At 70.5% G+C, this 16,513-nt stretch carries 16 protein-coding genes and 2 pseudogenes; 7 read left to right on the top strand and 11 right to left on the bottom strand.

Translation table 11 applies throughout. The features are described 5' to 3' along the window. Positions 1-27 precede the first annotated feature (27 nt). On the bottom strand, positions 28-1,074 hold the full coding sequence (locus F1D61_RS00325; RefSeq protein WP_203156027.1) for an HD-GYP domain-containing protein: 1,047 nt from the start codon (positions 1,072-1,074) through the stop codon (positions 28-30). A 278-nt stretch (positions 1,075-1,352) separates the two neighbouring features. Between F1D61_RS00325 and F1D61_RS00320 the strand changes: the two genes are divergently transcribed. Then, on the top strand, positions 1,353-1,700 hold the full coding sequence (locus tag F1D61_RS00320; protein ID WP_203156026.1) for a DUF6481 family protein: 348 nt from the start codon (positions 1,353-1,355) through the stop codon (positions 1,698-1,700). Positions 1,701-2,040: 340 nt separating this feature from the next. Here the strand turns inward: F1D61_RS00320 and F1D61_RS00315 are convergent, their stop codons facing one another. Both F1D61_RS00315 and F1D61_RS00310 read right to left on the bottom strand, forming a co-directional pair. Further along, positions 2,041-2,538, bottom strand: a complete 498-nt coding sequence (locus F1D61_RS00315) for a MucR family transcriptional regulator (protein WP_203156025.1) — start codon at positions 2,536-2,538, stop codon at positions 2,041-2,043. A gap of 544 nt (positions 2,539-3,082) precedes the next feature. Further along, positions 3,083-3,628, bottom strand: a complete 546-nt coding sequence (locus tag F1D61_RS00310) for a DUF2147 domain-containing protein (protein ID WP_203156024.1) — start codon at positions 3,626-3,628, stop codon at positions 3,083-3,085. A 277-nt stretch (positions 3,629-3,905) separates the two neighbouring features. Between F1D61_RS00310 and F1D61_RS34745 the strand changes: the two genes are divergently transcribed. The 4 genes from F1D61_RS34745 (at position 3,906) to F1D61_RS00295 (ending at position 6,721) form a co-directional block, all read left to right on the top strand. Continuing rightward, a complete protein-coding gene (locus tag F1D61_RS34745; protein ID WP_281437030.1) occupies positions 3,906-4,028 on the top strand; it encodes a hypothetical protein in 123 nt (40 codons plus the stop codon). 168 nt (positions 4,029-4,196) lie between these two features. Beyond that, a complete protein-coding gene (ybaL, locus tag F1D61_RS00305) occupies positions 4,197-6,020 on the top strand; it encodes a YbaL family putative K(+) efflux transporter (RefSeq protein WP_203156023.1) in 1,824 nt (607 codons plus the stop codon). Between the two features lie 110 nt (positions 6,021-6,130). Further along, positions 6,131-6,376: a hypothetical protein gene (locus tag F1D61_RS00300; protein ID WP_203156022.1), complete on the top strand. Its 246-nt coding sequence runs from the start codon at positions 6,131-6,133 to the stop codon at positions 6,374-6,376. A gap of 132 nt (positions 6,377-6,508) precedes the next feature. Continuing rightward, positions 6,509-6,721: a hypothetical protein gene (locus F1D61_RS00295; protein ID WP_203156021.1), complete on the top strand. Its 213-nt coding sequence runs from the start codon at positions 6,509-6,511 to the stop codon at positions 6,719-6,721. 445 nt (positions 6,722-7,166) lie between these two features. Here F1D61_RS00295 and F1D61_RS00290 read toward each other — a convergent pair whose 3' ends face one another. The 4 genes and pseudogenes from F1D61_RS00290 to F1D61_RS00275 all read right to left on the bottom strand — a co-directional run bounded on the left by F1D61_RS00290 (position 7,167) and on the right by F1D61_RS00275 (position 10,217). Then, a complete protein-coding gene (locus F1D61_RS00290; protein ID WP_203156020.1) occupies positions 7,167-7,427 on the bottom strand; it encodes a hypothetical protein in 261 nt (86 codons plus the stop codon). A 152-nt stretch (positions 7,428-7,579) separates the two neighbouring features. Continuing rightward, positions 7,580-8,359: a MetQ/NlpA family ABC transporter substrate-binding protein gene (locus tag F1D61_RS00285; RefSeq protein ID WP_203156019.1), complete on the bottom strand. Its 780-nt coding sequence runs from the start codon at positions 8,357-8,359 to the stop codon at positions 7,580-7,582. Positions 8,360-8,394: 35 nt separating this feature from the next. Then, a pseudogene (locus F1D61_RS00280) lies at positions 8,395-9,059 on the bottom strand (methionine ABC transporter permease). Beyond that, positions 9,049-10,217 (bottom strand): annotated as a pseudogene (locus F1D61_RS00275) (methionine ABC transporter ATP-binding protein). The pseudogenes F1D61_RS00280 and F1D61_RS00275 overlap by 11 nt, the downstream one beginning before the upstream one ends. A 301-nt stretch (positions 10,218-10,518) precedes the next feature. Between F1D61_RS00275 and F1D61_RS00270 the strand changes: the two are divergent. Further along, on the top strand, positions 10,519-11,358 hold the full coding sequence (locus F1D61_RS00270; protein WP_203156018.1) for an aldo/keto reductase: 840 nt from the start codon (positions 10,519-10,521) through the stop codon (positions 11,356-11,358). Positions 11,359-11,797: 439 nt separating this feature from the next. On the opposite strand, the gene F1D61_RS00265 is transcribed toward F1D61_RS00270, so the two are convergent. After that, entirely contained in the window at positions 11,798-12,355 is a 558-nt protein-coding gene (locus F1D61_RS00265) for a MarR family winged helix-turn-helix transcriptional regulator (RefSeq protein WP_203156017.1), read from the bottom strand. Positions 12,356-12,534: 179 nt separating this feature from the next. On the opposite strand from F1D61_RS00265, the gene F1D61_RS00260 reads away from it, so the two are divergent. Next, positions 12,535-12,960 carry an organic hydroperoxide resistance protein gene (locus F1D61_RS00260; RefSeq protein WP_203156016.1) on the top strand — a complete coding sequence of 142 codons (426 nt, stop codon included), beginning with the start codon at positions 12,535-12,537 and terminating at the stop codon, positions 12,958-12,960. 209 nt (positions 12,961-13,169) lie between these two features. On the opposite strand, the gene rdgB is transcribed toward F1D61_RS00260, so the two are convergent. The 3 genes from rdgB to F1D61_RS00245 all read right to left on the bottom strand — a co-directional run bounded on the left by rdgB (position 13,170) and on the right by F1D61_RS00245 (position 16,369). Beyond that, positions 13,170-13,802 (bottom strand): RdgB/HAM1 family non-canonical purine NTP pyrophosphatase, encoded by a 633-nt coding sequence (gene rdgB / locus F1D61_RS00255; protein WP_203156015.1) that lies wholly within the window; start codon positions 13,800-13,802, stop codon positions 13,170-13,172. Next, a complete protein-coding gene (rph, locus tag F1D61_RS00250; RefSeq protein WP_203156014.1) occupies positions 13,802-14,515 on the bottom strand; it encodes a ribonuclease PH in 714 nt (237 codons plus the stop codon). Before rph ends, rdgB begins: the two co-directional genes overlap by 1 nt. 297 nt (positions 14,516-14,812) lie before the next feature. Further along, a complete protein-coding gene (locus tag F1D61_RS00245; RefSeq protein ID WP_203156013.1) occupies positions 14,813-16,369 on the bottom strand; it encodes a TolC family protein in 1,557 nt (518 codons plus the stop codon). Between the last annotated feature and the right edge of the window lie 144 nt (positions 16,370-16,513).

The raw sequence follows: 16,513 nt of genomic DNA, 5'->3' as shown, positions 1-16,513 counted from the left end.
CCTGCCGGTGGCCACGACCTCGGCGCCTCAGGCGGCGCGGCTGGCGCCGCGGCCGACGAGGTCCGCCACGGCGTCCCAGCGCGACAGGAAGGCTGCGACCACCGCCGGGTCGAAATGCCCGCCCGCCTCGCGCTGGAGGAAGGCGTGGGTGTCCTCCAGGGTCCAGGCGCGCTTGTAGGGCCGGTCGCTGGTCAGGGCGTCGAACACGTCCGCCACCGCGACGATGCGGCCGGGCAGCGGGATCGCCTCGCCGGCCAGACCCTTCGGGTAGCCCTTGCCGTCCCAGCGCTCGTGGTGGCTCACGGCGATCTCGGCGGCGAGCCGGACCACGTCGGAGGAGCTGTTGGCCAGGATGCGGGCGCCGCGCTCGGCATGGCGCTCCATCTCCAGACGCTCCGCCGGGGTCAGGGGGCCGGGCTTGAGCAGGATCGCGTCGGGGATCGCGATCTTGCCGACGTCGTGCATCGTCGAGGCCAGGCTGATCAGCCGGATCCGATCCGGCGACAGGCCCATCGCCTCGGCGATCAGCGCCGTGTAGTTCGCCACCCGGGCGACGTGGTCGCCGGTATCGGTGTCGCGGTGCTCGGCCGCGCGCATCAGCACGGTGACGATCTCGCGCTCGCGCGCCTCGACGAGGGCGACCGCCGCGGCGACCTCCTGGGCGAGCCGGGCCGATTGGGCGGCCTCGGCCTTGTGGGCGCGGCGCAGCTCCAGCAGGTTGGTGACGCGGGCGCGGATCTCGACCGGGTCGCAGGGCTTGTTGACGAAGTCGGTGGCGCCGGCCTCCAGCGCCGCGCGGCGCAGCGCCCGCTGGTCGAAGCTCGTCACCATCACGATCGGCACGTGGGCGAAGCCCGGCAGCGCCCGCAAGGCCCGGATGACCCCAAGCCCGTCCATCCCCGGCATCTCGTAATCGGTCAGGACGATGCCGACCTCGTCGGCATGCGCCTCGGCGAAGGCGAGGGCGTCGGCCGGCCGCGTGAAGCTCTGCGGCCGGCACCCGACGATCGGCCGCAGCGCCTCGAGCATCAGGAGGTTGTTGAGCTCGGCATCGTCGAGGACGATCGCACGCATGAGGTCTCCTCCGGCGAGAGAGCGCCGCCGCCTCGCGAAGGTGGCGCGGAAATCTTGACAATCCCCTCCCCGAGCCCGGCGTTTTGCGCCGATCGGGCGGGGTTCCCGCCCTCATCTCGGGGGGGCGCGGCGTCTTTCGCTTTGAAACCGGACGCGGTCGGCGCTAGAGCACGTTCCGACGGCCCCTCGCCCGCGAGAGCCGGACAGCCCATGACGGATCCCGGCGCGGCCCTTGCGAACAGGCGCGCCTTCTCACGCAGGACGACGAGACGAACACGATGGCCGGCTTCAAGGACCAGAACTTCAACGATCGGCGGAGCACGTCCGCGGACGCGAAGAAGGCCCTGCTGGAGAAGTTCCGGGCCAAGCCCGCCGCCGACGACCCCGAGGTCCAGGCCCGCCTGGCCGAGCGCCAGAAGATCGCCGAGGCCCGCGCCGCCCGCGCCGCGGAGCGCGAGGCCGCCAAGCAGGCGGAGGCCGAGCGCCTGGCGGCGGAGGCGGCGGAGGCCAAGGCCCGCGCCGAACGCGAGGCGGCCGAGGCCGCGGAGCGCGAGGCGGCCGAGGAAGCGGAGCGCAAGGCCGCCCGCGACGCCCGCTACGCCGCCCGCAAGGCGCGCCGCAAGTAAGAACCCGGCGACCCGCGATTCCCGTTCGGGGATCGCCCCGGTCGTTCCAGCCCCCGTCAGGTGCGGCGCCGCTCGCGGCGCGCGACGCCCGGCGGGGGTTTTTTCGTTTGGGAGACATCGGCCACCATTCCGGGCCCGTCCCGGGAACGCCTTCGTTGGAGATCAGGCGCGGGTTGTCCTCGACGGACGAGCCTGCGAAGCCCTCGAGACATGACAATGGCGCGGGTCCCGCCCCCCCGACGGGAGCGAACACCCAGCGCCTGTCATCGCGAGGACGGCGATGCCCGGACGCCGCCGTCCGGACCTCGTCCTGCTCGCCCCTTCGTCAGGCTCGCCGGTCTCACTCGCCCTTGCGCGGGCGGCCCCGACGGGCCGGAGCCTGATCGCCCGCAGGAGCGGACTCCGCCGCGAGGCGGGCCGCGGCCGCACGGTCGCGGCGGATCTGGCCGAGGCCGAGGCTCTTGGCGAGCTCCGAGCGCTGGGCGGCGTAGGTCGCGGCGACCATCGGATAGTCGTGCGGAAGACCCCACTTCTGGCGGTACTGGTCCGGGGAGAGACCCCGGGTGGTCAGGTGCCGCTTGAGCGACTTGTACGGCTTACCGTCCTCCAGGCTGATGATGTAGTCCGCCGTGACGGTCTTGCGGATCGGGACGGGCGGCGTGGGCTTCTCGGGCTCGGGGGCCGGCGGAGCGGCGACGCGCTCCAGGGAGGCGTGTACGGCGGCGATCAGGCTCGCGAGATCCCCGACCGGCACCGAGTTCTTCGACACGTAGGCCGACACGATATCGGCCGAAAGACTGATCAGTTGCGTGCTCGGCGCCTGGTCGTCATCGCTCATGAAAGCCCCCTTTTTGGAATACTTCTTTGCACATGTCGCCAAAATCCCTAACAGTCAATGAAAAAGTGCGGCCGGAGAGTAGAGGGGATACAACCGGATCGGCTGACACCGGTCCGGATCACAGCCGGTGCTTTCACGGAAAGTTCTGATCCGCCCACAGACGGTTGCAAAAAGGAATATTTGCACAATCTTTGATCTCACGGTTATCTCGAACCGGCGGCCTAAGCCTCCGGCGGCGAAGGGGGATTGCCCCGCCGGGCCGATACGCCGCACTATGAAGAAATAAATACTTGAGGTTGTAGAAAATGCCCGAATGTGCGTCGCGGGCGGCCGGCTTGCCACTCAAGCGACAGGGACGATCGACAACTCGGACGGGTGGATGCCGGAACGACGACTGTGCTCGGCGCCGGTCGCGCACGAAAAAGGGCACCCGCCGCGATCGGCGAGTGCCCTGGCGAGGCGCCCGTGCCGCCAGGCGGCGGCACGAGGCGCGGCGATGATGGAAGGCCGGGATCCGCTTCGCGGGTTACGGCTTGGGCGCGGATTACGGCTTGGGCGCGGCGGCCGGCTTCTGTGCCGCGGCCCATTCGGGGTCCGGCCGCGGGCCGTTCGGCGCGCCGGTCGCTGCGGTGAGCTGGCCGGGCACGACGTCGTTGACGCGCTTCCAGGTCTGGGACCCGCACAGGAAGCCCATCAGGCAGCCGCGGACGTTCAGTTCCCCGGGCTCCTCGGTCCAGATCGAGACGTCGTAGAGCTTGCCGTCGTCGGCGTTGTAGATCTGTCCCTCGTAACGGTTATCCGCGTTGGGCTTGAGCCCCATCATGAGCTGGTGGCCCAGCGACAGGCGGCTGCGCTTCTTGGCGTCGGCGTTCTTGAAGTCGACCCGGGGCTGGCCCTTGTCGTCGTTGGGAACCTTGAGCCACACGGCGTAGCCGCAGATGCGGTCGGCGCGGCCCTGGCACTTCTCGACACGGATGCGGGCCCGGCCGTCCTCGGTCAACCAAGTCCCGCTCGGGTCTTTCGGAGCGGCGAGCGCCGCTCCGGACGACAGGCCGAGGGCCACGAGCGCCCCGGTCAGGACCTTCTTCATACTGCATACCCTCGTCTGGCGGTGCGGCCCGCGCACGACACTTGAGTCCATCGCTGATGCCGCATCGCGCGGCCGGACGCCAGAGGCCGGCCCATTGCGTCGGAATCGTGGGCGGCCGAGGCGGACATGCTGCCTCACGGCGGGATGTCACATGGCCGGCCGCTCTTGCGGCGAGCTAGAGCAGCGACGCCGGTCGGCAATCGCCCGACCGGCGAAACCCGCTCTTTTCGACTGCCGCGACGCGGCGTCCGCTCACCCCCAGGGCTGCCGCATGTTCATGACCGAGCTCCTCGTGATGACCTCCGCCGCCCTCGGCGCGATCGTCATCGTGCTCGCCGCCCGGCCGGGAGCGAGCCTGCCGCGGCTGCCCGGCGCCGCCCGGCGGCCCGCGGGCCGCTGAGACCGCTCCCGCCGCCTCCGGCATCGCGGGGATTCCGGGGAGATTCCGGGATGTTGCGGTGCTTTTTGGTGCGGCGCAGCACGGCGGGAACCCGGAAAGGCTGCTAGACTTCGGAACTGAGGATGATGCCCTCGCGGCACGCCGACACCCGAAGGAGCTGACCCGACCGTGCCGCACGCCTCCGAGCTGATCGCCATCATCGCCCTCGGGCTCGTCTTCGCGTTCGTCGGCGGCATGCTCGCGCAGCGGCTCAAGCTGCCGCCTCTGGTCGGTTACCTGCTCGCCGGCGTCGCGGTCGGGCCGCACACGCCGGGCTTCGTCGGCAACGCGGAACTGGCCGGGCAGCTGGCCGAGATCGGCGTGATCCTGCTGATGTTCGGCGTCGGCCTGCATTTCTCGATCGGCGACCTGATGTCGGTGCGCGCCATCGCGCTGCCCGGCGCCGTGGTGCAGATCGCGGTCGCCACCCTGATGGGGCTGGGCTTGAGCCTCGCCTGGGGCTGGGGCCTCGGGGCGGGCCTCGTCTTCGGCCTCGCCCTCTCGGTCGCCTCGACGGTGGTGCTGCTGCGGGCGCTGGAGGAGCGGGGCCTCCTCGATTCCGACAAGGGCCGCATCGCCGTCGGCTGGCTCATCGTCGAGGATCTGGCGATGGTGCTGGCCCTCGTCCTGCTGCCGGCACTCGCCGGCCCGCTCGGCGGCGAGAGCGCGGGCGCGGCGCACGGGATCGCCGGCGACGGCAACATCTGGCTCACGCTGGGGCTGACGCTTGCCAAGGTGGCGGCCTTCGCCGGGCTGATGCTGGCCGGCGGCCGGCGGGCGGTGCCCTGGCTCCTCGACCAGGCCGCCCGCACCGGCTCGCGCGAGCTGTTCACCCTGGCGGTCCTGGCGCTGGCGCTCGGCATCGCCTACGGCTCGGCCGAATTGTTCGGCGTCTCCTTCGCGCTCGGTGCCTTCTTCGCCGGCATGGTGCTCGCCGAGTCCGACCTCAGCCACCAGGCCGCGGCGGATTCGCTGCCGCTCCAGGACGCCTTCGCGGTCCTGTTCTTCGTCTCGGTCGGCATGCTGTTCGACCCGACGATCCTGCTGCGCGAGCCGCTCGCCGTGCTCGCCACCCTGGCGGTGATCCTGGTCGGCAAGTCGCTCGCCGCGGTCGCCATCGTGCTGGCCTTCCGCCATCCGCTCTCGACGGCGCTGACCATCGCGGCGAGCCTCGCCCAGATCGGCGAGTTCTCGTTCATCCTGGCGAGCCTCGGCATCGGCCTGAAGCTGCTGCCGCCGGAGGGCCGCGACCTGATCCTGGCCGGCTCGCTCCTGTCCATCACCCTCAACCCGCTGATCTTCGCCTCCCTGAGCCGGCTCGCCCACTTCGTCGAGGGCAAGCCGGCCCTCGCCGCCCGGTTCGAGCATCGCGGCGGCCCGGTCGCGGTCGCGACCCATGACAAGGGCCGCGAGGGACACGCGGTGGTGATCGGCTTCGGCCGGGTCGGCGGCGCCATCGGCAAGGCGCTCGCGGCCTGGGAGCTGCCATACGTGGTGGTGGAGCGCGACCGGCGCCGGGTCGAGGAACTGCGCGCTGCGGGCATCGCGACGGTGTTCGGCGATGCCGGGGCGCCCGGCATCCTCGATGCGGCGGATATCGGACGGGCGCGCCTGCTCGTCGTCGCGAGCCCGGACGCCCATCAGGCCCGCCGCCTGATCGAGATCGCCCGCGAGGCCAATCCGGGCATCGACACGGTGGTGCGCACCCACAGCGACGTGGAGCGGCGCAACCTCGAGGAGGAGAAGGTCGGCCTGGTGCTGATGGCCGAGCGCGAGGTCGGCTTCGGCATGGCGCTCTACGCGTTGCGCAGCTTGGGCCTGAGCGAGGGCGAGGCCCGCCTGTTCATCGATTCGAGCCGGGCCGAGAGCCGGGCCGAGCCCGCGGCGGATGCCGAGCCCGAACTCGGCGCCCCGGAACTGCGGCCGCACCGCGAGGCGCCGGCGGAGTCGTGAAGCGGAGGATCATGATTTTCCCCGCTTCATGACCGAACCGCAATCATCCGGCCAGCATCTCGAGATCCCGGCTGCGCCATCCTCCTCCCGTTCGCGAGAGGAGTGGGACGATGCCGCAGCCGCAGAGGGAGCGTCGGGTCGCGCTGATGGTGTGGCACGGTACCCAGGCCGCGCCGGGGCCCTGTGTGATACGCCGCTTCCCGACCCTGCGCGCCGCGCTCGCGGCGGCCGCAGCGGCCGACGATCCCGAAATCCTGCCCTGGATCGTCACCGAGGACGGCGCGGTGCTCAGCCCGCACTGGATCGACGGTCATGCGCCGCGGAGCGTCGCGCGCCCGATTCACCTGCCCGTCTGACGTGCGACCCGAAAACACCCTGGCCTGACAAGACCCTGGCCTGAAACTTGGCCGTGCTGCCGGCTTGCGGCGTTCGGGCGCTCACGCTCGCCTCACCGTCGTGCTATCGTCGTCCGACGAGCACGAATCGCCATGACGAGCCTGCGCAAGACCGCCCCCGCCCGCCCGGCCACGATCGCGGCCGCCACCCACGGCTACGACGCCGCATCCCTCCGGCTGCGCCGCGCCGCCAACGACAACCGGGCGAGCGCAGGCCGCCGTCGCACCCTGACGCTCATTGCAGGCCTCTGGCTCGCCGGGCTGATGGCGGCGGGGGTGGCGCTGTGGCGTACGGGGGGATTCTGAAGGACAGCTCTGGGTGGAAGGGAGCGGCATGTGCCTCTCACCTTCGAGGCTCGCTCTCGCTCACATCTCGGAGTCTGTTTGAGCAGAATTTTCCATGGAAAATTTGAAAGAGGAGGGATCATCTTGCCCTCTAACCTCATCCTGAGGTGTTAGCCGATTGAAAATCGGCTGACCTCGAAGGAGGGCTCCAGGGATCGCAGAGACTTCTGGAAGCCTCCTTCGAGGTCAGTCGATCGAAGATCGACCGACACCTCAGGATGAGGTGGCAGGATAGGGTATCTCACGATCCCTTTCGGCTTCGGTCAGACCGATCCGCTCAAACAGGCTCTCAGGATGAGGTCGAGCGAAGAAGGCCGGAGGCGCAACCAACAAAAAGGCGCGTCCGCCTGACGACATCGAGTCGTCCGACGAACGCGCCGAAACGGGCCGAACCGTCTGGTACGGATCAGCGGGCGCGGTGGTGGCGGTGCATCATGCGGCGCTGCTTCATCATGCGCTTCTTGCGCATGGTCGGCTGCATGGTCGCGCGCGGGGCGGCACCGACGGCCGGCGCGCCACCGGGGGCGCCCATCTCGCGCTGCACGCCGCCGAGCGGACCGCCGGCCTGCGAGCCCGAATTGTTGTAGGGCGAGTTGCCCTGGGCGAAGGCGGGAACGGCGGCGGCGGTGAGGACGGCCGCGACCAGGCAGGAAGTCAGGATCTTCATCGGGCACCTCAAGAAGGGCAGCCCGTCACTCGGGCCGTGCTGAGAAGACGCGCACGGCCGCGTTTGGTTTCATGGCTCCGCTGCAATCGGCGTTCGCGCTGTGGATAAGGGTCCGGCCGGAGGCTGATCCCTCCCGGCCGGACCCGGCCGGCTCACCAGCTGGTGATCACCGCGCCGCCGAACTTGCTCTCGATGAAGGCCTTCACCTCCGGCGAGCGGTAGGACTCGACGAGGGTCTTGACCCAGGGCTTGTCCTTGTCGGCGCTGCGCACCGCGATCACGTTGACGTAGGGCCCCTTGGGATCCTCCTTCAGGATCGCGTCGCCGGGCTTGAGGCCGGCCGCGGTGGCGTAGTTGGTGTTGACCGCCGCCGCATCGACGTCGTCGAGGGAGCGCGGGGTCTGGGCCGCGTCGACCTCGATGATGCGCAGGCGCTTCGGGTTGTCGGTGATGTCGGCGACGCTCGGCTTGAAGCCGACACCCGGCTTCAGCTTCAGGAGCCCCTTGTCCTGGAGCAGCAGCAGGGCGCGGCCGCCATTGGTCGGGTCGTTGGGGATCGCCACCGTGCCGCCCGCCGGCACCGCATCGAAGCTCTTGTGGCGCTTCGAGTAGACGCCCATCGGGAAGTTCACCGTCTGGCCGACGCTCTCGATCTTGTAGCCGCGATCGGCCTTCTGGTTGTCGAGATAGGGCTGGTGCTGGAACGAGTTGGCCTCCAGCTCGCCCGACGACAGGGCCTCGTTCGGCACGACGTAGTCCGAGAACTCGACCACCTGGAGGTCGAGGCCCTTCTTGGCGGCGATCGGCTTGACCGCTTCCAGGATCTGGGCGTGCGGGCCCGGCGTAGCGCCGACGCGCAGGCGCTGGGTCTGGGCGAGCGCCGGCAGGCTGGCGGAGGCGAGGAGGACCGCCAGGGTGAGGGTACGCAGCATCGAATTCACGCTCCGAGGGTAGAAGGAAAACGGGATCAGCCGTGGCGCAGGCGCTTGTTCATGCGCCGCGCCAGCCGGTCGCCGAGGGTCTGGACCAGTTGCACCAGGACGATCAGCACCACCACGACGGCGAGCATCATCTCGGGCATGAAGCGCTGGTAGCCGTAGCGGATGCCGAGATCGCCCAGCCCCCGCCGCCGACGGCGCCGACCATCGCCGAGAAGCCGATCAGCGATACCACCGCCAGGGTGAGACCGAGGACGATGCCGGGCAGGGCCTCGGGGATCAGCACCTTGAGGACGATCTGCAACGGGCTCGCCCCGAAGGCCCGGGCCGCCTCGACGAGGCCGCCATCGACCTCCCGCACCGCGCCCTCGACGAGGCGGGCGATGAACGGGATCGCCGCGATGGTGAGCGGCACGGTGGCGGCGTTGGTGCCGATCGAGGTGCCGGCGATCAGCCGGGTGAACGGGATGATCGCCACCACCAGGATGATGAACGGGGTCGAGCGGGTGGCGTTGACGACGAGGCCGAGCACCCGGTTGAGCCAGGGCGCGGCCAGCAACTCGCCGCGGCCGCTGGTGGCCAGGAACACGCCGAGCGGCAGACCGATCAGCGTGCCGAGCGAGGCCGCCACCGCCACCATCTGCAGCGTATCGATCGTGGCCTGGACGAGGAGGCGGATCAGTTCAGGCGACATGACGCGGGTCCGTAGCGCGGGGGGCGGCGGTCTGCTGCCAGCCGGCGAGGTCGAGGGTGCCGAGCATCTCCACGTCGAGGCCGCGGGCGGCGAGGAAGGCCTGCGTCCGCTCGACGGTCCCCGGCTCGGGCGGAACCCCGACCACCAGGGTGCCGAAGGGGCGGCCGGCGATCTCGTCGACGGTGCCCGAGAGGATGCCGGCCGGGATGCCGGCGTCGCGGGCGAGCTGGGCCAGCACCGGATCGGTGGCGTGCGGCCCCCGGAAGGTGATGCGGAGCACCGCCTGTTTCCCCTCCCCCGCCGTCAGGCCGGGGCTGAGACGCGCGGCGAGCGCCGGCGGCAGGGCGCGGCCGGTCTCCTCGTCGAGGAAGGTGCGGGTGATCGCGGCTTGCGGCCGGGTGAAAACATCGAAGACATCGCCGCTTTCGGCGATGCGCCCGCCATCGAGCACCGCGACCTCGTGGGCGATCGCCCGGATCACCGCCATCTCGTGGGTGATGAGCAGGATCGTCAGGCCGAGCTCCCGGTTGATCCGGCCGAGCAGGTCGAGGATCGAGCGGGTGGTCTCGGGGTCGAGGGCCGAGGTTGCCTCGTCGGAGAGCAGCACCTTCGGGTTGGTGGCGAGCGCCCGGGCGATGCCGACGCGCTGCTTCTGCCCCCCGACAATTCGGCCGGGTAGCGGTCGGCCTGGGGACCGAGCCCGACGAGGTCGAGGAGTTCCGCGACGCGGGCGCGGATCGCGGCCTTGTCGGTGCCCGCCACTTCGAGGGGCAGCGCGACGTTGCCGGCCGCCGTGCGGGCCGAGAGCAGGTTGAAATGCTGGAAGATCATGCCGATGCCGCGGCGCTCAGCCCGCAACGCGGCCTCCGACAGGCTCGAGATCTCGGCGCCGGCCACGATCACCCGGCCGCGGCTCGGCCGCTCCAGCCCGTTGACCAGGCGGATCAGCGTCGACTTGCCGGCGCCCGAGCGGCCGATGACGCCGAGCACCCGGCCGCGCGACACCGAGAGGTCGATATCCTCGAGCGCCGTGACGGCGCCGGCGCCGCGGCGCGCCGTGTAGCTCTTCGCCACGCTCTCCAGCCGGACGAGCGCATCGGGATCGCGGAGCCGGCCGCTCAGGTCCGCCGGCACCGGCACGCGGACGGGGGCCGTCACGGCGCGCGGGTCCGGGCGGGCGGGGAGACGGGAGCGGTCATCGGGGTCCTTCGACGCGTGTCTTGATCCAGGTGTCTGGCCGGCACAAAAACCCGGATGCGGATTTTTTGTCAACCGGAATGTTCTTTTTGAAGAACGGCGCAGGAGAGCAGATCGTTTTTCCCCACCGTTTCCAGGTTCCGGCCTCTCCATCCTCTCTCCACCAGAGGACGAATCGCAAAAAACCGTGCATTCTCCGCGATCTGCCCTTGCCCTCCGGGCGCCCCGCGGACCAGGACGGCACAGATCGCAGGAGCGCGCGATGCGACGGCAACCCTTCGGACGCAACCGACCCGCGGTGCCGGTGATCGGGCAGGGAACCTGGTACCTCGACGAGGGCGAGCCCACCGTGGCCGCCGCCGCCCTGAATCGCGGGCTCGATGTCGGCATGAGCCACGTCGACACCGCCGAGATGTACGGCGAGGCCGAGCCGCTGATCGCCGAGGCGATCGGCGACCGGCGCGACGAGGTCTTTCTCGTCTCGAAGGTTCTGCCCGGCAACGCCTCGCGCCGGGGTACGGTCGAGGCCTGCGAGCGCTCGCTCCGGCGCCTGCGCACCGACCGGCTCGATTGCTACCTGCTGCACTGGCGCGGGCCGCACCCGCTGGCCGAGACCTTCCGGGCCTTCGAGGACCTGGTGCGGGCGGGCAAGATCCTGTCCTGGGGCGTCAGCAACTTCGACGCCGACGACCTCGACGAGGCGCTCTCCGTCGCGGGCCCCGACCGCATCGCCTGCAACCAGGTGCTCTATCACCTGGAGGAGCGGGCGATCGAGCATTCCGTCCTGCCCTGGTGCCGGCGCCACGGCGTCGCGGTGGTGGCCTACAGCCCCTTCGGCCACGACAGCTTCCCGGGGCCGGCGACCCCGGGCGGCCGGGTCCTGGCCGAGATCGCGCAGAGCCATGGCGCCACGCCGCGGCAGGTGGCGCTGGCGGCGCTCACCCGTGGCGACGGCGTCCTGGCGATCCCGAAGGCATCGAGCCCGGCCCATGCCGCCGAGAATGCAGGCGGGGGCAGCCTCGCCCTGAGCGACGCCGACCTCGCCCGGATCGACGCGGCCTTCCCGCGCGGGCCGGAGCCGCGGAATCTGCCGATGCTGTAGGGGTGCCGTCGGCCGCGCCGCGACATGCGGCACCGGTCTGTCATGGCGCGAAAACGGTCCCGTCCCATAGTGTCGTTCCGGGCCGCTCGGCGGAGCCCGGAACGATACTGTCGGTTGAAGGGTCAAAAGGGCTTATCGAGCCGTCCGTCCGAGTCAACTCCTGAGAGCCTGTTTAAGCAGGACTTCTACTCAAGACTTGAGGCGGGCGGGATCGTCCTACCCTCTAACCTCATCCTGAGGTGCGAACGAAGTGAGCCTCGAAGGAGGGCTCCAGGGATCGCCGAGGCTTCTGGAGCCCTCCTTCGAGGTCGGTCGATCTGCGATCGCGTGCGATCTCTGATCGCCAACACCTCAGGATGAGGTGGAAGGGTAGGATATCTCCTAATTCTTCTCAGTTTTTGTCAAATCACTCTGCTCAAACAGGCTCTGAGGCAAATTCTCATGCCACCCCGCGATCCGGGGCCGAACAGGCATGCAGGCTGTCGCGCAGGGCCAGGATCTCGTCGCGCAGGGCCATCAGACGGTCCGCCGGACGGCCGGAGGCGCAGACGATCTCGTCGGGAAACGGCGTCGCCTTCTCGCGCAGGGACGCGCCGGCCTCGGTCAGGCCGATGCGCATGAGCCGCTCGTCCTCCGCGTCGCGGGTCCGCGTCACCAGGCCCGCCGCCTCCAGGCGCTTAAGCAGCGGGGTCAGGGTACCGGAATCGAGGTAAAGGCGCTGCCCGAGGGTCTTCATCGTCTGCCCGTCCTGCTCCCAGAGCAGGAGCAGCACCAGGTATTGCGGATAGGTCAGGCCGATCCGGTCGAGGAGCGGCTTGTAGATCCGGTTGAAGGCATGCGCCGCCGAATAGACCGCAAAGCAGATCTGGTTCGACAGATGCAGGGCATCCACCCGGCCAGGATCGTCCCGGCCAAGATCGTCCCGGCCGGCATCCCGGCTGCCGTTCTCATCGGAAATCCGGGCGGCGGCTTCGCGGCGCGCGTCGGTCTCGGACATGTCCCGCTCCTCAAGGGGCTCCGTCGCGCGGGGCCTGGCCGTGAGCCCCAGGAAGATCCTGCGCCCGCGGCCGTGACGATCATAGCCGCAACGGCGCTCAAAAACAAATTGCGCGCAATGAGATTTCGATCTATGACCGTGGCGCGGCACGAGAGGCCGCCCGATCCGAGGAGAGCCCGATGTCCGTCGACGTGAAGTACACCACCCAGGCCACGGCGAATGGCGGTCGCGACGGTCGCGCCCAGACCCAGGACGGCAGCCTCGACGTCAAGCTGTCGACCCCCAAGGAGCTCGGCGGCGCCGGCGGCGCCGGCAACAACCCCGAGCAGCTCTTCGCGGCCGGCTATGCCGCCTGCTTCCTCGGCGCGATGAAGTTTGTCGGCGGCCAGGAGAAGATCGCCGTCCCGGCCGACACCACCGTGACCGCCAAGGTCGGCATCGGCCCGCGCTCCGAGGGCGGCTTCGGCATCACCACCGACCTGACCATCTCGCTGCCCGGCCTCGACAAGGCGACCGCCGAGACGCTGGTCGAGAAGGCCCACCAGGTCTGCCCGTACTCGAACGCCACCCGCGGCAACGTCGATGTCGGCCTGACCATCGCGTGATCCATCGCAGGCCCGAGAAGGGGCGGCCCGGCCGCCTCCTTCTCGCGCTAGAAGGCAAGGCGCCCCTCCCCCGGAGCGGGCGCCTCCTTCGTTCAGGGCCTATCGAGAACGGCCGCGTCGATCGATCCGGCACATGAGCCGACTTCTCTCGATGTGATCCCGGGGTGTCGTCTTCGCCGAGCCCCGGGACGGCATCGAGGGTGTCAATGTCAGTCCGGCCGGCGCAGGCAGGCGGCTTCCAGCGCCAGGAAGGCGCGGGCCCGGTGCGAAAGGGCTTCGCGCTTCGCCCAGTCGATGCCGTGCTTCTCCTCCGAGGACAGCTCGCCGAAGGTGAGCGGGCTCTCGTCCGGCTTGAACATCGGGTCGTAGCCGAAGCCCTTGTCGCCCCGGGGCGGCCAGACCAGCTCGCCGAACACCCGCCCCTCGAACAGCTCCTCGTGCCCGTCCGGCCAGGCCAGGACCAGGGCCGAGACGAAGTGCGCGCGGCGGTCGGTGGCACCGCGGCTCGTCAGCTCCCGCTCGATGCGCGCCATCGCCCCCGAGAAATCCTTCGAGCCGCCGGACCAGCGGGCCGAGAACAGGCCGGGCGCCCCGTCGAGGGCATCGACGCAGAGCCCCGAATCGTCCGCGAAGGCCGGCAGCCCGGTGGCCTCGGTCGCCGCCCGCGCCTTGATGGCGGCGTTCTCCGAGAACATCGTGCCGGTCTCGTCCGGCTCCGGCAGGTTCAGCTCGCCGGCCGAGACGGCCTCGACGCCGAAGGGCGCCAGCAGCTCGCGCATCTCGCGCAGCTTGCCGGCATTGTGGGTCGCGATCACGACCCGCCCGGTGAGGAGCCGGGCCATCAGGCGATCGCCTGCTTCTGGAGCGCCACCAGGGCGGCGGTGCCGGTCTTGGCCAGCCGCAGGAGGCTCAGGAACTCCTCCTCGGAGAACGGCTTCACCTCGGCCGTGCCCTGCACCTCGACGATGCCGCCCGAGCCGGTGATGACGAAGTTGGCATCGGTCTCGGCGCCGGAATCCTCGGCGTAGTCGAGGTCGAGCACGGGCGTGCCCTTGTGAATGCCGCAGGAGATCGCCGCGACGTGGTCGCGCATCGGATCGACCGAGATGATCGAGCGGCCGCGCATCCAGGTGAAGCACTCGTGCAACGCCACCCAGGCGCCGGTGATCGCCGCCGTGCGGGTGCCGCCATCGGCCTGGAGCACGTCGCAATCGACCACGATCTGGCGCTCGCCCACCGCCGGCAGGTTCACCACGGCGCGCAGGGACCGGCCGATCAGGCGCTGGATCTCCTGGGTGCGCCCGGACGGCTTGCCGGCATTGACCTCGCGCCGGTTGCGGTCGTGGGTGGCACGCGGCAGCATGCTGTACTCGGCGGTGATCCAGCCCTTGCCGGAGCCGCGCAGCCAGGACGGCCCGCGCTCCTCCAGCGAGGCGGTGCACAGCACCTTGGTCTCCCCGAAGGTGACGAGGCAGGAGCCCTCGGCGTAGCGCGAGACGCCCCGCTCCAGCGTGACCTTGCGCAGCTCGTCGGGGGCGCGCTTCGAGGGACGCATGGGCAACTCCTGTCAGGTGCGCCGTGCGCGTCGGCGCGGCGCTTGAGATGTGCGGGGCCGCGCGCTCTTAGGCGCTGGCGCCGGGGGCGGCAAGGGGAAGCCGCCGCCCCGGCGGAGGCCGGCCCCGCGAGGCGCGACGCGGACGTTGTATCGGGGTCCACGACGGCGGCCCGAAGCCTGGCGGCCCTGGAGCTCCTCCCACCCCGACCCGCTCCGGATGCCTCGGGGCGCCGCCGTGGGCATGCGGGCCGGGCGGCCCGTCCCCCACCCTCTTCCGCAAGCGCGGGAATCCCCGCCTCAGCGCCTCAATCCGAGGGGCAGGGCGGCGGGCGGGCGCGAGACCTGCGGGATCGGAGGAACCTGCGGGATCGGAGGGGCGTCGGCGAGGACGGCGCCGATCCCGAGCCAGCTCGTCCGCACGGTCTGCGTCAGGCCTTGAAGGTCCTGGCCATCGATGGTCGCCAGCGGGAAGGAGTCGAGGCCGAGGGAGGCGAACACGTTGGCGCGGGCGTTCTGGACGGCCGCATGGGCGAGGTCGAACTTCACCTCGGCGATCAGGGTGTTCATCTCCTCGCGGATCAGGGTCTGCTCGCTCGTCGAGAGTGCGGCGGCGGAGGCGCGCATCTGCCCCACGATGCGGCGCTGGACGCGGCGGAACGCGGCAGCCGTCTCGTATTCCCGCATGGCGAGCGCGTGGCGGATCCGGCTGACATGGACCTGGGTCATCACCGCCATGGTGACGGCGAGCGCCCGCTTGTCGAGGAGCGCGTCCTGCGCGTCGATGAGGCCGGTCCGCTCGGGGTAGCGGAACACGTTCATGAGGTTCCAGCTCGCGCGGGCGCCCCAGCCGACCCAGCTCGCATTGTAGAGCAGGCGGTTCGAATCGGCGTTCCCGCCGACGATGACGTTGAAGCCGGGCAGCAATTCGAGCAGGGCGGCGGTCGCCTCCCGCCCGTTGATGCGCTGGCGGTAGGCGACCTCGCGGAGTTCCGACCGGTTCTCCAGGGCGACGCGGACGAGGTCGGAATCGGGGACCCCGATCTTCAGGCCGGCCTCGACCCCCTCCATCTCGGCGAGGCGGAACGGCAGGTCGGGCGGAAGGTTCATCAGCGAGGCGAGCTGGCTGCGGGCGACCAGGAGGTCGGCTTCGACGCGCTGGGCCTCGCGCCGGATCTCGATCAGCTCGCGCTCGTAGGTCAGCGCCGTGAGCGGCGAGGTCTGGCGCTCGGCGTAGAGCCGGCGGGCGTCGCCGATCGCCGTCTGAGCGCGCCCCTCGAGGGCGCGCAGGCGGCTCGCGAGCCGCTCGCTCGTGAGCGCGCGCCAATAGGCGGTCCGCACGTCCTCGATGATGCGGCTCACCACCCGGCGGCGGCTCTCCTCGGCGATGAGGACGGCATCGGCGGCCTGCCGCGCGCGCACGTACGACAAGCCGAAATCGAGGATGTTCCAGCTCAAGGACAAGTCGCCGAAGACGAAGTTCTTGTCCTGGCTGTAGGATGGCTCCAGCGACTGGCGCTGGCTCAGCACCGAGATCGAGGAGCTGGCGGCGTAGCTGTCGCGCCCGGCATAGGCGCTGTTGGCGACGAAGTTCGGCAGCATGGAATAGCTGGCGAAGCTCAGCTCGCGCGCGCGCACCGCCGTCTGCATGATCTCGACGCGCTGATCGAGATTGTACTTCAGGGCGCGGGCGAAGGCCTCGTAGAGATCGATGCGCGGTCCCGGCAAAGGCTGGTCGGACCCGACGCGGCGCAGCTTGTCCGCCGCGTAGGCACCGAGTTCAGCCGGCCCGAGCGGCTGGGGCTTCACCGTGCAGCCGACCATCGCCGTGGCCAGAAGCGTGGCTCCGACCAACACGGCGCCGATCCGGCGTCTGCCCCTCCGGCTGCCCGGCCCAACCTGCGCCATGGTTCCCGCTTCCCCTCCGGGCTCAAGCGCACTCGGGAAGCCCCGGGAGACCGCTCTCGCGTCTCCCTACTGTTTCGTTCCGCATGGTAAACG

It is taken from the genome of Methylobacterium aquaticum (assembly GCF_016804325.1).
GTDB lineage: Bacteria > Pseudomonadota > Alphaproteobacteria > Rhizobiales > Beijerinckiaceae > Methylobacterium > Methylobacterium aquaticum_C.
Note: the sequence above shows the minus strand (reverse complement) of the source record. Positions and strands in the feature narration are given on the sequence as shown.

Excerpts from the sequence above, each read along its gene's own strand:
- F1D61_RS00290 (WP_203156020.1), bottom strand. The coding sequence starts at position 7,427 with ATGAAGATCCTGACTTCCTGCCTGGTCGCGGCCGTCCTCACCGCCGCC.
- F1D61_RS00295 (WP_203156021.1), top strand. The coding sequence starts at position 6,509 with ATGACGAGCCTGCGCAAGACCGCCCCCGCCCGCCCGGCCACGATCGCG.
- F1D61_RS00325 (WP_203156027.1), bottom strand. The coding sequence starts at position 1,074 with ATGCGTGCGATCGTCCTCGACGATGCCGAGCTCAACAACCTCCTGATG.
- F1D61_RS00320 (WP_203156026.1), top strand. The coding sequence starts at position 1,353 with ATGGCCGGCTTCAAGGACCAGAACTTCAACGATCGGCGGAGCACGTCC.
- F1D61_RS00270 (WP_203156018.1), top strand. The coding sequence starts at position 10,519 with ATGCGACGGCAACCCTTCGGACGCAACCGACCCGCGGTGCCGGTGATC.
- F1D61_RS00300 (WP_203156022.1), top strand. The coding sequence starts at position 6,131 with ATGCCGCAGCCGCAGAGGGAGCGTCGGGTCGCGCTGATGGTGTGGCAC.
- rdgB (WP_203156015.1), bottom strand. The coding sequence starts at position 13,802 with ATGGCCCGGCTCCTCACCGGGCGGGTCGTGATCGCGACCCACAATGCC.
- F1D61_RS34745 (WP_281437030.1), top strand. The coding sequence starts at position 3,906 with ATGACCGAGCTCCTCGTGATGACCTCCGCCGCCCTCGGCGCGATCGTC.
- F1D61_RS00310 (WP_203156024.1), bottom strand. The coding sequence starts at position 3,628 with ATGAAGAAGGTCCTGACCGGGGCGCTCGTGGCCCTCGGCCTGTCGTCC.
- rph (WP_203156014.1), bottom strand. The coding sequence starts at position 14,515 with ATGCGTCCCTCGAAGCGCGCCCCCGACGAGCTGCGCAAGGTCACGCTG.
- F1D61_RS00285 (WP_203156019.1), bottom strand. The coding sequence starts at position 8,359 with ATGCTGCGTACCCTCACCCTGGCGGTCCTCCTCGCCTCCGCCAGCCTG.
- F1D61_RS00315 (WP_203156025.1), bottom strand. The coding sequence starts at position 2,538 with ATGAGCGATGACGACCAGGCGCCGAGCACGCAACTGATCAGTCTTTCG.
- F1D61_RS00260 (WP_203156016.1), top strand. The coding sequence starts at position 12,535 with ATGTCCGTCGACGTGAAGTACACCACCCAGGCCACGGCGAATGGCGGT.
- F1D61_RS00265 (WP_203156017.1), bottom strand. The coding sequence starts at position 12,355 with ATGTCCGAGACCGACGCGCGCCGCGAAGCCGCCGCCCGGATTTCCGAT.